Annotated in this window: 17 protein-coding genes; 6 read left to right on the top strand and 11 right to left on the bottom strand. The window is 68.6% G+C overall.

Going from position 1 to position 14,413, the window contains the following annotated elements; genetic code table 11:
• Positions 1-38: 38 nt before the first annotated feature.
• From SLQ33_RS27965 to SLQ33_RS27950, 4 genes are read right to left on the bottom strand one after another with little or no spacing between them, the layout of a single operon-like run.
• On the bottom strand, positions 39-1,403 hold the full coding sequence (locus SLQ33_RS27965) for an FAD-binding oxidoreductase (RefSeq protein WP_319457170.1): 1,365 nt from the start codon (positions 1,401-1,403) through the stop codon (positions 39-41).
• Between the two features lie 16 nt (positions 1,404-1,419).
• Complete coding sequence (locus SLQ33_RS27960; RefSeq protein WP_319457169.1) at positions 1,420-1,809, bottom strand: nuclear transport factor 2 family protein; 390 nt, start codon at positions 1,807-1,809, stop codon at positions 1,420-1,422.
• Positions 1,806-2,285, bottom strand: coding sequence for a DUF3237 domain-containing protein (locus SLQ33_RS27955; protein WP_319457168.1), 480 nt, complete (start codon positions 2,283-2,285; stop codon positions 1,806-1,808). Before SLQ33_RS27955 ends, SLQ33_RS27960 begins: the two co-directional genes overlap by 4 nt.
• 16 nt (positions 2,286-2,301) lie before the next feature.
• The gene (locus SLQ33_RS27950) at positions 2,302-3,033 is read right to left on the bottom strand and encodes a maleylpyruvate isomerase family mycothiol-dependent enzyme (RefSeq protein ID WP_319457167.1); all 732 of its coding nucleotides are present in this window, start codon (positions 3,031-3,033) and stop codon (positions 2,302-2,304) included.
• A 78-nt stretch (positions 3,034-3,111) separates the two neighbouring features.
• On the opposite strand from SLQ33_RS27950, the gene SLQ33_RS27945 reads away from it, so the two are divergent.
• Entirely contained in the window at positions 3,112-3,762 is a 651-nt protein-coding gene (locus SLQ33_RS27945; protein WP_319457166.1) for a helix-turn-helix domain-containing protein, read from the top strand.
• 3 nt (positions 3,763-3,765) lie between these two features.
• Here SLQ33_RS27945 and SLQ33_RS27940 read toward each other — a convergent pair whose 3' ends face one another.
• On the bottom strand, positions 3,766-5,001 hold the full coding sequence (locus SLQ33_RS27940; protein ID WP_319457165.1) for an MFS transporter: 1,236 nt from the start codon (positions 4,999-5,001) through the stop codon (positions 3,766-3,768).
• Positions 5,002-5,075: 74 nt separating this feature from the next.
• Here SLQ33_RS27940 and SLQ33_RS27935 point away from each other — a divergent pair, with 74 nt between their 5' ends.
• On the top strand, positions 5,076-5,900 hold the full coding sequence (locus SLQ33_RS27935; protein ID WP_319457164.1) for a uracil-DNA glycosylase: 825 nt from the start codon (positions 5,076-5,078) through the stop codon (positions 5,898-5,900).
• A 75-nt stretch (positions 5,901-5,975) separates the two neighbouring features.
• Complete coding sequence (locus SLQ33_RS27930) at positions 5,976-7,028, top strand: LLM class flavin-dependent oxidoreductase (protein ID WP_319457163.1); 1,053 nt, start codon at positions 5,976-5,978, stop codon at positions 7,026-7,028.
• Here the strand turns inward: SLQ33_RS27930 and SLQ33_RS27925 are convergent.
• Genes SLQ33_RS27925 through SLQ33_RS27915 form a run of 3 tightly spaced genes read right to left on the bottom strand, consistent with a single transcriptional unit; the run spans position 7,025 to position 8,405 of the window.
• A complete protein-coding gene (locus SLQ33_RS27925) occupies positions 7,025-7,462 on the bottom strand; it encodes a nitroreductase family deazaflavin-dependent oxidoreductase (protein WP_413467725.1) in 438 nt (145 codons plus the stop codon). The two genes, SLQ33_RS27930 and SLQ33_RS27925, sit on opposite strands and share 4 nt — an antisense overlap.
• Before the next feature lie 19 nt (positions 7,463-7,481).
• Complete coding sequence (locus tag SLQ33_RS27920) at positions 7,482-7,916, bottom strand: HIT family protein (protein ID WP_319457161.1); 435 nt, start codon at positions 7,914-7,916, stop codon at positions 7,482-7,484.
• 21 nt (positions 7,917-7,937) lie between these two features.
• Complete coding sequence (locus SLQ33_RS27915) at positions 7,938-8,405, bottom strand: VOC family protein (protein ID WP_319457160.1); 468 nt, start codon at positions 8,403-8,405, stop codon at positions 7,938-7,940.
• A gap of 27 nt (positions 8,406-8,432) precedes the next feature.
• Between SLQ33_RS27915 and SLQ33_RS27910 the strand changes: the two genes are divergently transcribed.
• Positions 8,433-9,260 carry a helix-turn-helix domain-containing protein gene (locus tag SLQ33_RS27910; RefSeq protein ID WP_319457159.1) on the top strand — a complete coding sequence of 276 codons (828 nt, stop codon included), beginning with the start codon at positions 8,433-8,435 and terminating at the stop codon, positions 9,258-9,260.
• Between the two features lie 16 nt (positions 9,261-9,276).
• On the top strand, positions 9,277-10,662 hold the full coding sequence (locus SLQ33_RS27905; RefSeq protein ID WP_319457158.1) for an amidase: 1,386 nt from the start codon (positions 9,277-9,279) through the stop codon (positions 10,660-10,662).
• A 6-nt stretch (positions 10,663-10,668) separates the two neighbouring features.
• Here SLQ33_RS27905 and SLQ33_RS27900 read toward each other — a convergent pair whose 3' ends face one another.
• The 3 genes from SLQ33_RS27900 to SLQ33_RS27890 form a co-directional block, all read right to left on the bottom strand.
• Positions 10,669-11,610 carry a hypothetical protein gene (locus SLQ33_RS27900; RefSeq protein WP_319457157.1) on the bottom strand — a complete coding sequence of 314 codons (942 nt, stop codon included), beginning with the start codon at positions 11,608-11,610 and terminating at the stop codon, positions 10,669-10,671.
• 123 nt (positions 11,611-11,733) lie between these two features.
• A complete protein-coding gene (locus SLQ33_RS27895) occupies positions 11,734-12,687 on the bottom strand; it encodes an alpha/beta hydrolase family protein (RefSeq protein ID WP_319457156.1) in 954 nt (317 codons plus the stop codon).
• A 60-nt stretch (positions 12,688-12,747) separates the two neighbouring features.
• A complete protein-coding gene (locus SLQ33_RS27890; RefSeq protein ID WP_319457155.1) occupies positions 12,748-13,230 on the bottom strand; it encodes a DNA-deoxyinosine glycosylase in 483 nt (160 codons plus the stop codon).
• Between the two features lie 40 nt (positions 13,231-13,270).
• Here SLQ33_RS27890 and SLQ33_RS27885 point away from each other — a divergent pair, with 40 nt between their 5' ends.
• Positions 13,271-14,413, top strand: coding sequence for an adenylate/guanylate cyclase domain-containing protein (locus tag SLQ33_RS27885; protein ID WP_319457154.1), 1,143 nt, complete (start codon positions 13,271-13,273; stop codon positions 14,411-14,413).

Below are 14,413 nucleotides of genomic sequence, written 5' to 3'. Positions count from 1 at the left end.
AGGCAAAGCCCGAGTTTGCGCGCGCTCGCGCCAGTGGTCTAGATCGCGGCCCCGGGGTTGAGAATGCCGTCCGGGTCGAGCGCGGCCTTGATCCGTTGGTTGAGCTCCATCGCCTCGGGGCCGAGGTAGCCCGCCAGCCACGGCCGCTTCAGCCGCCCGACGCCGTGCTCGCCGGTGATGGTGCCGCCGAGCCCGACGGCCAGGTCCATGATCTCCCCGAAGGCGAGCTGGGCGCGCTGCGTCATCGCCGCATCAGCGGGGTCGTACACGATCAGCGGGTGGGTGTTGCCGTCGCCTGCGTGGGCGATCACCGAGATCAGCAGGTCGTGCTGCGCGGCGATCTTCTCGACGCCGGACACCAGGTCCGCCAGCGCAGGCAACGGCACGCCGACGTCCTCGAGCAACAACGCACCCTTGGCCTCCACCGCGGGGATCGCGAACCGGCGCGCGGCCACGAACGCCTCACCCTCCTCCGGATCGTCGGTCGAGAACACTTCCGTCGCACCGTGTTCGGTGAACACCCGCGCCATGTACGCCGCGTCCTCCGCGCCTGCGGCACCGCGGTCGTCGGACGCGGCGACCATCATGGCAGCGGCCGTGCGATCGAGGCCCATCTTCAGTTTGTCCTCGACGGCGTTGATGGCGACGGCGTCCATGAACTCCAGCATCGACGGCCGGATCTTGCCGGTGATCGTCACGACCGCCTCGGCGGCCGCCGCCACCGAGGCGAACGACGCGACGACGGTGCAGCCCCGGTGCTGTGCGGGCAGCAGCTTCAGCGTCACCTCGGTGACGATGCCGAGCGTGCCCTCGCTGCCGACGAACAGCTTTGTCAGACTCAGTCCCGCAACGTCTTTCAGCCTCGGGCCCCCGAGCCGTACCGCGGTGCCGTCGGCCAGCACCACCTGCAGGCCCAGCACGTAGTCCGTGGTGACGCCGTACTTGACGCAGCACAGCCCACCCGCGTTGGTGGCGACGTTGCCGCCGATGCTGCATATCTCGAACGACGAAGGGTCCGGCGGATACCAGAGCCCGTAAGCGGCGACGGCCTTCTTGACCTCGGCGTTGAACAGGCCTGGTTGGGTGACGGCGGTGCGGGTGACCGGGTCGACGGTGATGTTGCGCATGCGCTCGGTCGAGAGCACGATGCCACCGTCCAGCGCCGTGGCGCCGCCGGACAGGCCGCTGCCCGCACCGCGCGGGACGACGGCGACGTGGTGGGCGGTCGCCCACCGCATCACCGTTTGCACCTCCTCGGTGCGGACCGGCCGTACGACGGCCAGCGGCGTGCCCGCACTCGGGTCCGCGGCGCGGTCCTGACGGTACGAGGCCAGGATGTCGGGATCGGTGACGACGGTGCCGTCGGGAAGCTCGGCGATCAGGTCTGCCAACGCGGACTGCATCGCTCGATCGTAGGCTTCAGCCCGCGAGCGCCCGTTCGAACTGCACGCCATCGAGGAAGGTGTCCTTGCGGGCGACGCGCCAGTCGTCGGTGACCGTGACGAGGTCGATGCAGTCCCATTGCGCGGGTTCGCCGGTCGGCAGCCTGCTCGTCAGCGTCCAGTCCAGCACCCAGTGGTGGGGGCCGAATTCGGTGCGGTGGATGACGAATCCGAAGTCCGGCAGGGCCGCGAACATCGCGGCGAACGCATCCCGCACGGCGCCGGACCCCTCGACCGCCGGTTGGCCGTGGTGCAGCCAGAACGTCGTCTCCGGTGCGTGCAGCGCCACGATCGCGTCGGGATCGTGTGCGGCCCAGGCCGCGACGTAGCGCTCGTAGAGCTCGGGTAGCGAGCGGGGCGCGCTCATCGGACCGCGAAGACGCGGTAGTGCACCTCGGTCAGCGAGACCTGGTTGATCGCGACGGTGTGGACGGCGTTGAGCCATCGATAGCGCTCGTCGTCGGTGTCGAACAGCGGACTGGAGCGAGCCACCATCTCGTCGTGCCGGATCAGCTCACCGGCGGCGAACCTGGCGGAGGCGTCTTGGTCCATCAGCACGCGGCCCGTGTTGCTGATGTGTATGAGTGCGCCGTCGTCGGTGCGCAACGTCGCTCGCACGTCGAGGCGGGCGACACGGTCGGTGCCGACGAGGATCCAGTCGCCGCCGCCGGGCACGATGTCACCTGCGATGCGTGGGCCCTCACAACGGCCGTGCTTGACGACGTAGGTCATCCGGGTGCCGACGGGGGTGGCGAAGATCTGCACCGGTTCGAACTCGATGCGGATGTCGAGGAGGTGCTCGAGTGTCGGGCTGACGTCGATATCGACCAGAGTGGTTGTCATGGTGAGCCTTTCGTTCTTACAGGGGTCGGATGGCCGTCGCGAGGACGGGGGCCAGGTGGGTGGGATCGTCGACGGACAACTGGGGGTCGGTGACGTCCAGCCGGCGGAGCATCAGCCGCGCGAGCGCGTCGTCGGATCCCGTGACGACGCACCGGGGCGTGCCGTCGACAGCGCCCCTGGCCCACCTCCGCCCGTCCCAGGTGATCGACATCGTCGACGACGGCGCGTCGAGGGTGAGCGTCATGGGGGCCGCCTCCAGTGGGGCAGCCTGCAGCAAGAGGTAGAGCTCGCCGAAGCCCAGCAGCGCGTCGAGTGTGGCGCGGGAGAACGGAGTGGGATCGCCTATGGCCACCTCGAGATCGTTTCGGTGCGTGCCGAATTCGATGACGAGGCACTGGAGCGCGGCGTCGACGGGGTAGGGGCCGAACGCCATCGGGATCGTCGGCCAGCTCGCAGGCGGACGGTCGAGCGCCGCCCTCAGGTGTTCGATGCTCAGCCGGATCGCCGAGGCGGCGTCGCCCGAGAACGCCAATTCGGCTGGTGCACTGGAGGTTCCGAGTCGGGCCCGGTGAAATGACTCGGCGTCGCGAAAGGCGCCTGACGCGACGTGAGCGGCAAGGTCGTCGATGGTCCAGGCCGCGCACGGCGTCGGTGCGGTGCGATCGGTGGCGTCGAGGCGGTCCAGCAGGTCGGCGAAGGTCAGCGCCTCGGCCGCAACCGCGTCGGCCAGGTGGGTGAGTGATGCCATAGGAGCCACGCTAGATCACTATGCTTGGAAAAAACAAGTAGTAAGTTGGAAAAACCAATCAAAGTGTAGAGTGGCGGCATGGCAGCCCGCTCGTACGGCCAATACTGCGCACTGGCGAAGAGCCTCGATGTCGTCGGTGACCGCTGGACGCTGCTCGTCGTGCGCGAACTGCTCGAGGGCCCGCAGCGCTATGGCGACCTGCTGGCCGCGCTCGCGCCGATCGCCACGGACATGCTCGCCGGACGCTTGCGCGATCTGGAGGCGCACGGGCTGGTGCGCAAGCGCACGTTGCCCAAGCCGGCGGCGGCCGCCGTCTACGAACTCACCGACGACGGGCGGGCGCTGGAGGACGTCATCAACGCCTTTGCGCGGTGGGGCAGGCACCTCATCGAAACCCGTGAGGTCGGTGACGTCGTCCGTCCCGAATGGCTGACGCGGGCTGTGCGCGCCTATGTCCGCGTCGACCGCAGCGGCCCACCGGTCACCGTCAGGCTCGTCACCCCGGAAGGTGGCGCGACGGTGCTCATCGGGCCCGATGCCGTCGACACCGTCGACGACGAGGCGCCTGCCGAAGTCACGCTCACCGGAGCGGCAGAGGCGCTGGCCGCGGCCATGGACCCCGCACGCGTCGGCGAGCTGGTGACCGCGGGTGCCCTGACGATCGAGGGCGATCCCCGCGCCGTTCGCCGCCTCGGGAAGCTGTTCGACGCGCCGCGGGCACGCGGCTGAACGCTAGGTGGCGGGCTGGGGATCGCGGTCCAGCTCGCGCAACGACGGCATGAACAGTGCGCCCAATCCGAGCAGCACCATCGGTAGCGACAACGCGAGGAACGTCGTCGTGAGTCCGGCCGAATCGGCCAAGGGGCCTGCGACGATGAGCCCCAGTGGCCCGGCCGCATACGCGAGCGAGCCCATGACGCCCACGACCCGGCCGCGCAGATGGGCGGGCGCCCGGGTCTGCATCACGTAGTTGTAGATCGGCGCGATCGGCCCGTAGACGAAGCCCACGATCGCGCTCAGCACCAGGATGACGGGCAGCGGCGGCAGGAACGCGATGACCGTCATGGCGACTCCGAGCGTCAGCAGCGCGATCAACATCGTCGTACGGCGCTTCACGAACTTCGACATCACGGCGTAGCCCAGCGCGCCGACCAGTCCGCCGACGGACAGCGCCATCAGCACCCAGCCCAGCTGCGCCGGCTCGTTGCGGTCGGTGAAGTACTTGGGGAATAGGACGGCCTCCATCGGCATGTAGAGCCCCGTCGCGGCCAGGTCGACGAACGCCAGCACCCGCAGCACCTTCGAACGCCAGACGAACGACAACCCCTCGCGAACGCCGGCCCACACGTTGGACGGCACGGCGTCGAGGTTCGGTTTGCCCGCGCCCTCGAGCCGCAGTGTCGAGATCGCCACGATGGACAGGCCGAAGGCGCCGGCCGTCACCCACATCGTGTTGATGCCACCGAGCGTGGTGATCAGCAGGCCGCCGATGCCCGGCCCGACGATGTAGCTGAGGTTGAACGTGGCCTCGTAGACGCTGTTCGCGTGATCCAGCGTCCAGCCCGCCCGCTGCGCGGCTTCCGGGAGCATCGTTTCGCGCGCCGTCATTCCGGCGGGGTCGAAGAACGCTCCGAGCGCGGCGAGCGCCGCGAGCACCGTCACGTTGACCGCGTCGACCCCGAAGGACAGCGCGATCACCGGCACCGCGATCACCGACAGCGCGGACAGGGCGTCGGAGATCATCGACACCCGTTTGCGGCCAAGGTAGTCGACCGCCGCACCCGCGATCAGCGTGGCCACCAACAGCGGCAGTGTGCCCGCCATCGCGACGATCGACGCGTCCAACGCGGACCCGTTGCGCTGCAACACCAACCACGGGAAGGCAATCAGCGAGATGCCGTTGCCTGCGCCTGCCATCAGGGCGGCGAACAGAATGAGCAGGACGGGGCCGTACTTCTTGGTGCTCATGAGGTATCGCGGCGAATGTAGCAGCGCGGCCGCCCGCCCCGCGACCGGTTTTCGGCAGCGGGCACAGTGGTGGCGTGACATTGCCGCATCCGCGATCCGGCGCGAGCTTCGGTTCTCCGGTGCCCGCGGGCACGGGTTGGCCGGGGGATCCGGCGGCCCAGGACACCGTCGTCGCGACGACGCCCGCGCGGGTGCGGTCGGCGGCCAGTCGTGCGTCGTCGGTCGAGTCGCTCGATGCCGCGGTCAGCGTGTGCCGGGCGTGTCCGCGGCTGGTGACGTGGCGCGAAGACGTCGCGGGGGAGAAGCGTCGGTCATATGCCGCCGAACCCTATTGGGGCAGACCGGTGCCGGGCTTCGGCGCGCCCGCGCCGGCACTGCTGATCCTCGGGCTGGCGCCCGCTGCACACGGGGCCAACCGGACGGGCCGCGTGTTCACCGGTGACCGCTCCGGCGACGTGCTGTTCGCGGCGCTGCACCGAGCCGGGCTCGCGAATGCGGCGCTGAGCATCGACGCGGCAGATGGGTTGGTACTCAACGACACTCGGGTGGTCGCGGCGGTACGGTGCGCGCCGCCCGACAACAAGCCGTTGCCCGAGGAGCGGTCGACGTGTGCGCCGTGGCTCGACGCCGAGTGGCGGCTGATCCGACCGCACGTGAAGGTGATCGTCGCGCTCGGCGGGTTCGCGTGGCGGGCCGCGCTCGACATGGTGCGCGCCGGTGGTGGCGTCGTGCCGTCGCCGATGCCGAAGTTCGGCCACCTCGCGTCGGCACGGCTCGGTGACGTCACGCTGATCGGCTGCTATCACCCCAGCCAGCAGAACACGTTCACCGGCCGGTTGACCCCGGCGATGCTCGACGACGTCTTCGCCGCCGCCAAACGTACGATTTCGGCGCGCTGACGGACGGTGAGCGGGTGAAACCGCGCCGAAGTCGCTGGGGGAACGGATCAGGGCGCGATGGCGTTGACTTGAATCGTGCGCCTCTCGGTACTCGATCTCGTTCCCGTCCGCAGCGACCAGACCACGTCGGACGCGCTGGCCGCCACCGTGCGGCTGGCGCAAACCGCCGACGCGCTGGGCTACACCCGCTACTGGCTGGCCGAACACCACAACATGCCCGCTGTCGCGGCCACCAGCCCGCCCGTGCTCATCGGCTACCTGGCCGGGCTGACCACGCATATCAGGCTCGGGTCCGGCGGTGTCATGCTGCCCAACCACGCGCCGCTCGCGGTCGCCGAGCAGTTCGCGCTGCTCGAGGCGGCGGCGCCTGGCCGCATCGACCTCGGCCTCGGACGCGCACCGGGTAGCGACCCGGTGACGTCGATCGCGCTGCGCGGGCCTGCGGGCCGCTCCGACGCCGACATCGAGCAGTTCCCGCAGTACCTCGACGACGTCGCCGCGTTGATGAGCGCCAAGGGCGTGTCGGTGTCCATCCAGGGCCGCAGTCTGTTGGACCAGGACTACGTGCTGAAGGCGACGCCCGCGGCGGCCAGCGAGCCACCGCTGTGGCTGCTCGGTTCGTCGATGTACTCCGCGCACCTGGCCGCCGCAAAGGGGCTGCCGTACGTCTTTGCCCACCACTTCTCCGGCCAGGGCACCGAGGAGGCGCTCGCCGCGTACCGGGCCGAATTCCGGCCGAGCGACCTGGCGGCCGAGCCCACCACGTTCATGACCGTCAACGCCGCTGTGGCGCCCACCCGCGAGGAGGCCGAGGCGTTGATGCTGCCGAACCTGCACATGATGGCGTGGCTACGCACCGGCCAACCGCTGCGCCCGCTCGACCTCGTGGAGGACGCGCAGGCGAATCAGTTGACGCGCCAGCAGCAGGCGATCGTCGACGCCGGGCTGTCCCGCGCCATCGTGGGCACTCCCACCGAGGCCGCCGCGCAGGTACGCGAACTGGCCGAACAGTTCGGCGTCGACGAAGTCATGGTGAGCCCCGTGGCGTCGGCCTACCGCGGCGTCGACCCCCGCACCGCGCCGGGGCGCGAGCGGACGTTGGAGTTGCTCGCCAAGGAGCTTCTCTAAGGCGTCAACGCGATGATCGGAATGGGTCGCGTGGTGCGCGTCTGATAGCCCTCGTAGACGTGGTTGTTGTTGTCGTTCACCAGCTTCCACTGCCGCGCGTAGTCGGGGTCGTCGGCCCCGACGATCTTCGCGGTGACGGGAAAGCGCTTCGGACCGACGTTGATCTCGACGTTCGGGTTGGCCTTCGCGTTGAAGTACCAGCCGGGCGCCTTGGGATCACCGCCCTTGGACGCGACCACCAGGTAGGAGTCGCCGTCCTTCGCGTAGCTCAACGAGTTCGTCCGCTGGGCGCCGGTCTTTGCGCCGACCGTGTGCAGCAGCAGAATCGGCGCCGTGCCAGGGATCTTGTGTCCGATCCGGCCGTTGGTCCGCTTGTAGATCTGGTCGTGCAGCTTCAGCAGTGGGAGTCCGACATAGCGCTCCCACGGCGGCATGAATTCGTTGCCCATGGTCTTACTCCTTCACCGCGTCGAGTTTGGCCAGCGCGTCACGCAGGATGCGTCCCGTCGCTTCCCGGTCTGGGTCGCGCCGCACGACGAGCCCCTTGGCGAACGACAACTTGTCGCCGGAATGTCGTGGCGCGACGTGCAGGTGGATGTGGAACACGCTCTGGAAGGCAGCCTTGCCATCGTTGATGGCGATGTTGTTGCCGTCGGCCTTCAACTCCGAGGCCCGGGCCGCCTGCCCGATGCGCTGCGCGATGCGCGTCATGTCGGCCAGCGTAGAAGGCGGGGTGTCGGTCAGGTCGACGGTGTGCTTCTTCGGCATGACCAGGGTGTGGCCACGCACGATGGGCCGCACGTCGAGGATGGCGAGGTAGTCGTCGTCCTCGTAGACGCGCACCGCGGGCGCGTCACCGTTGACGATGGCGCAGAACACGCATGACATGTCGCCACCGTAGCGCTTGGCTCAGACGTTCTCCTTGGCCCACTCGGCCAGGCGGCGGTCGCGCTCTGCGGCATCGACCTCTTCGACACGGGTCATCACGGCCCAGCGCTGACCGAACGGGTCGACGATCGACGCGAACCGGTCGCCGGTCACGAACGTCGTCAGCGGCTCCCGGATGGTGGCGCCCGCTGCCTCCGCCCTGGCCACGACCTCGTCGACGTCGTGGCAGTACAGCACGATCGAATGCGTGACGGACTCCTTGCGTTCCGGCGGCTCGAGCCCGTAGTCGGAGTTCGAATCGGACAGCTGAAGTCGTCCGTTGCCGAAGTCGAGCTCCGCGTGCGCGATCGAACCGTCGGAGCCGTCCATCTTCTCGATCAGCTCGGCGCCGAAGACGGCGCAGTAGAACTCGATGGCCTTGGCGGCGCCGTCGACGACGAGGAATGGGGTGAGGCTGGTGTAGCCGTTCGGAATGGGCTTGACGGTCATGTCGCCCAGTTTCGTAGGGTTTGCGTTGTGGACGCTTGGAAAAACGCGCCACCCGACGAACCTCAACTCGGAGTGGTGGGGCGTGCCGGCACCACGAACGTGTTCGACCTGACGCGATGGCCCCCGTCGGATGACGCCGCAACGTGGGTCGAGCACTTCTGGTCGGTGAGTTGGGACCTGCGCGGGCGCGACCCGTTCGACAGCATGGTCATCACGTTTCCCGCCATGCACGTCACCCACGAGTGGGGCACCGACTCGCCCCGGCACGGATATCGGTTGCCCACCAACCTGATCCAGGGTGTCGTCGAGCAGGTGTTCACCACGACGCTGACCGAACGGGGCGCCGTGGTGGGAGCGCGCTTTCGGCCTGGCGGCTTCGCGGCCCGCTTCGATCGCGACGCCGCCTCGTACACGGGCCGTGCGGTCCCGGTGGACGACGAGTTGTTCGGTGCGCCATTGGTTCTCGAGGACGACCGAGAGGTTGCCGCGGCGGACTTGGACGCGGCGATCGCGACCGAACGTCCCGTGGATTCGACGTATGGGGCGCTCACCGTCCTCCTGGACCGCATCCGCGACGACGACGGTCTGCACCGCGTCGAGCAGGTCATGGAGCTCTCGCCGTGGAGCACGCGCACCACGCAACGCGTCTTCAAGCGCTACGTGGGCGTCCCCGTCAAGTGGGTGCTGTGCCGGTACCGGTTGCAACAGGCCGCGTTGGAGCTCGAGACCGATCCGACGCTCGACTGCGCCGAGCTCGCCGTACGGCTGGGCTGGTACGACCAGGCGCACTTCATCAACGACTTCCGGTCGATGCTGGGATGCACGCCGGGGGAGTACGTCCTGCGTCACGGCTAAGCGCACAATGACGAGCATGGACCCTCGCGAACTCGCCTTCGCTGGCGCCGCCGAACAGGCCCGGCTGCTGGCGGCGGGCACCATCACCGCGCCCGAGTTGCTCGACGTCTACCTCGAGCGCATCGCCCGCATCGACCCCGAATTGCGTTCGTACCGCATCGTTCTCGCGGACTCGGCCCGGCAGGCCGCCATCGCGGCGCAGGCCAGGCTCGACGCGGGGGAGCGGTTGCCGTTGCTGGGCGTGCCCATCGCCATCAAGGACGACTCGGACGTGGCAGGCGAGGTGACCACCTACGGCACCAGCGCGCACGGCCCGGCCCGCACCGAGGATTCCGAGGTGGTGCGCCGACTGCGCGCGGCCGGGGCGGTGATCCTGGGCAAGACCGCGGTGCCCGAGATGATGATCTGGCCGTTCACCGAGACGATGACGTTCGGTGCGACCCGCAATCCGTGGCACACCGACTACGCGCCGGGAGGCAGCAGCGGCGGCAGCGGGGCCGCCATGGGTGCGGGCCTGGCCGCCATGGCGCTCGGCTCCGACGGCATGGGTTCGATCCGCATCCCGTCGACGTGGAACGGGCTGTTCGGGATCAAGCCGCAGCGCGATCGCGTGCCCATCGCACCGCACAACGGAGCGTGGTGCGGACTGGAGGTCATGGGGCCCATCGCGCGCACCGTCGAGGATGCCGCGGTCTTCCTCGACGTCACGGCCGACGATGTGCCCGAGGGTGGCTTCGCCGCAGCGGCAGGGCGCGACCCGGGCCGGCTACGAATCGCGTTGAGCACCAAGGCTCCACTGCCCCTGACGCGGGTCGGCAAGGCGCAGCAGGCCGCGGTCGCGGAGGCGGGTGCGCTGCTACGCGAACTCGGACACGACGTCGTCGAGCGTGATCCGGACTATCCGCCGGGCGCGGTGTTCGGCAACGCGATTCCACGGTACTTCCGCGGCGTGTACGACGACGTCCGCGCGCTCCCGCACCAGCAGCGCCTCGAGCGTCGCACCCGCACGTTCGCCCGAATTGGCCGACTGGTGTCCGACCGGCGGCTGGACGCCATGCGGGTGGCGGAGGCCGAGATTTCGGCGCGGGTGCAGGCGATCTTCGACGACGTCGACGTGGTGATCACGCCGGGCACGGCGACGGGTCCGTCGAAGGTCGGCGCCTACCAGCGTCGCGGCGCGCTCTCGACCTTGACGCTGGTGGCGTCGCGGGTGCCGTTCGGCGCCATGTTCAACGTGACGGGACAACCCGCCGCGGTGGTCCCGTGGGGCCTGGACGGTGACGGCATTCCGACGTCGATTCAGTTGGTGGGTAGACCGTTCGACGAGGCGACGCTGCTGTCGCTCGGCGCACAGCTGGAGTCGGCCCGGCCGTGGGCCCAGCGCAGGCCGCCGGACTGCTGACGGGCGTCAGACCCGCGCCGGCTCGGCCTGAGTCGGTGGCACGTACACCAGGTCGCCCGTCGTCTCGGTCCCGTCGTTGAACAGGGCGACGACGTCGTCGGGCATGGGCGACAGATCGGCGACGCAGATGAAGTCGCGAATCGACGAGCCGGTGCAGAAGCTGTCGACGTTGCGCGCGCCCGCACCGGCCCGGATGTCGTCGACGTCGACGGTCCTGAAGTCGATCGAGAAGCGGGTTCGCCCACTGGTGTTCGGAACGCTGGAGTGCAGTTGGTGTCCCGAGAACTGCAGCATGGCGCCGACCGGCGTGACGAAGACGGTGGATGAGGACAGGTCGACCGGCTCGGTCGGACCGGGCAGGGGCCGGGTCTCCTTGCCGACGTTGGCCGTCGCGGCGGACCGGTGCTTGGCGTTCCACTCGTAGTAGTTGTAGACGGCCGAGTCGTTGGCGACGGCGCGGTCGAAGTACTCGGGATGAAACGCCATCGCGTTGTCCGCGCTGACCTCGTACACCGGCATCCAGTGATTGAGCTGCGCCAGCGGCGCCGAGTACCACGTGTCGCGGTGCGGGTGCCACGCGTATGCGATGCCGGTGGTGAGGTAGCCGTCGCTCGTCGAGGTGCGCAGCCGGGGCACGTCGAAGTACGTCGACGCAGGATCGCAGCCACGTTCGACGAGGAGTTGCCGTAGGAGGCGCTTCGATTCGGGGTGGTGGATGAAGCGGGGCTTGAGCGCACCGAGGACGGTCGCGTAGTCATCGACCGACAGCTCGTACTGCGCCAGTTCCGGATCGTGCCCGCCGAACGCCTCCTCGGTCATCTCCCGAGCGAACGTCGCGAACGCGAGAGACGCCGGCGTGGGCGACGTGATGTCGATGGCACCCGCGTAAACCTGAGCCCGTCCAGCCTTGCCGGTGACGGGCTGATCGACGTGAACGGCGATGGACATGCGGTCAGCATAAACGCTCTTGCCAGGTTCGCCACAATATATTTTGCCGACGCTCGTATGAGCATAGGCCGCTTGTTGTCATACTTTTATACTTTGCTGTGGGTGGCGGGCCGCGAGCGCGGCCTACCTGGCGCCGAGAGTGTGCTGGATGTCGGGAATCATCTGTTGCAGTTGCTGACCCCAATACGGCCAGGAGTGGGTGCCGTCCGGCGGGAAGTTGAACGTCGCGTTCGTGCCGCCGGCCGCGACGTACGCGTTCTGGAAGTTCGTATTGGAGCCCAGCGTGAAGCCCTCCAGGAACTGCTGGGGGATGCCGGCCACGGCGCCCGGCAGATCGCTCGGCGTGCCGTTTCCGCAGTACACAAAGATGCGGGCGCCGGTTGCCACCAGCTTGGCGACGTTCACCGTTGGGTCGTTGCGTGCCCACGCCGGGTCGCCCGGCGGGCCCCACATGGCATCGGCCTTGAAGCCGCCCGCGTCATTCATCGCGAGCCCCACCAGCGGTGGCCAGAACCCGTCCGACAGGTTCAGGAATCCGGACAGCGATCCGGCGTAGGAGAACCGGTCGGGGTGGTAGGTCACGAAGTTCAGGGCGGTCGACCCGCTCATGGACACGCCGACCGCCGCGTTGCCGCGCTGCGAGATCCCTTTGTGTTCGGCGAGCCAGGCGGGTAACTCCTGGGTCAGGAACGTCTCCCACTTGTAGGTCTGCACGGTCCCGTTTCCGACCGCCGGCTGATACCAGTCGGCGAAGAAGCTGGACATGCCGCCGACGGGCATCACCGTCGACAGGCCGGACTGGTATAGCCATTCGAAGGCAGGGGTGTTGATGTCCCAGCCGTTGAAGTCGTCCTGCGCGCGTAGCCCGTCGAGCAGGTAGACGGCCTTCGAGCCGCCACCTTGGAACTCGATGCGGACGTTTCGTCCCATCGCCGCCGATGGAACGTCGAGGTACTCGACCGGCAGTCCGGGTCGAGAGAACGCCTGGGCGGTGCCCGCCCCCGTGACACCGGCCAAGCCGAGCGAGACGACGACTGCCAGGCCGATGCCCAGCACGTTTCTGACGAATCTGGTCATGCCATCCGGTTTACCCACGAAATCCGAGCGTCGAACCTCTCGTGCGCTGGGAACTTGCCGTCAGATGACTTCGCGCCACCGGGCGAGCTTGTCCGCAAACGGCATCGGCAGCGCCCCGCTGCTCGACGGAAGCCGCACCGCGGGCAGCCCGGTCTCGACGTGCCGCTCGAACAACTCGAACGCCGTCAACCCGTTCACGAAAACCCGCTCGACCGTGGGATGCTCGGCGAGCAGGACTCCGAAGTCGTTGATCACCAGGGTCTTCCGGTCGATCTTGTTGTCCATGCTGCCTTGCCTGCGACAGCTGTGCACGACGTCCCACAACGCCACCCGGTGCTCCTGCACCGCGGCGATGCGCTGCGTGTAGGACCCGTCGGCGTCGAACCCGAATACCTCGCCGAGAAGCGGCCAGAACTGGTTGCGCCGGTTGGCGTAGTACTCGCCGGCGACCAGCGACCGCTCGCTGGGGAATGAGCCGAGGATCAGCACGCGCGCGTCGGCGCCGACGACGGGTGGTAGTCCCTCACGCATCGGTTCGGTCATCGGTGGGAATGATTCCAGACGATTCGGATACCTTGACCCGGTGACGGCAGAGTTCGACGGAGAGGCGTTCGACGTCGAGGCTTCCGGCCTGCTCGACGGCCTAGAGGGCGAGGCACGGGCGCAACGGGCCGAACTCATTCCCTGGCTGCTGGAACGCGGATTCACCGTGGCCGAGATCCGCGATGCGACCCAGCCGATGCTGCTGGCGTCGCGGCGCTTCTTCGGCGAGGACGGCACCTTCCTGTCGGCGCGGCAGATCAGCGAGCAGGCCGGTCTCGACCTGGAGCTGCTCGAACGAATTCAACGTGCCAGCGGGCTGCCACGGGTGGACGATCCCGACGCCGCCGTCTATCTGCGGACCGACGGCGAGGCGGCCGGCTATGCGCGGAAATTCATGGAGTTCGGCATCACGGCCGACCAGATCGTGCTCGTCGTGCAGGTGCTCAGCGAGGGACTGATCCGGGCGACCGAGGTGATGCGCTCCACGGCGCTGGCCACGATCATGGAAGGCGGGACGACCGAACTCGAGATCGCGAAGGGTTCCGAGCAGTTGATGAGCTCCGTCGCACCGCTGCTTGGCCCGTTGATCACCGACCTGCTCAGGGGTCAGCTGCTGCACCAGATGGAGACCGAGGCGATCACCGCCACCGAGCGGGCCGAAGGACTGTCGCTTCCCGGCGCCCGCGAGGTGACGATCGCGTTCGCCGATCTCGTCGGGTTCACGAAGCTCGGCGAGGTGGTCCCGCCCGAAGACCTGGAGAAGCTCGCGCATCGGCTGACCGACCTGGCCCACGAGGTGGCCACACCGCCGGTGCGCTACGTCAAGAGCATCGGGGACGAGGTCATGCTGGTCAGCACCGATCCGGTCGCCATGCTCGGGGCTTTGCTCGACCTCGTCGACGCCACCGAGGCCATCGAGGACTTCCCGCGACTGCGCACCGGGGCGGCGACGGGCCTGGCGGTCAGCCGCGCCGGAGACTGGTTCGGCAGCCCGGTCAATCTCGCTAGCCGGGTGACCGGCGCGGCGCGGCCGGGGGCGATCCTGGTGGCGGAGTCGACGCGCGAGGCCATCGGTGACGACGAGCGGTTCGCGTGGTCGTTCGCCGGGGCTCGGCGCCTCAAGGGCATCAAGGACGACGTGAAGATGTTCCGCGCGCGACGGGTGAACTCAGCCAACCTCTAA

It is taken from the genome of Mycobacterium sp. RTGN6 (assembly GCF_033804605.1).
Classification (GTDB): Bacteria; Actinomycetota; Actinomycetes; order Mycobacteriales; family Mycobacteriaceae; genus Mycobacterium.
Note: the sequence above shows the minus strand (reverse complement) of the source record. Positions and strands in the feature narration are given on the sequence as shown.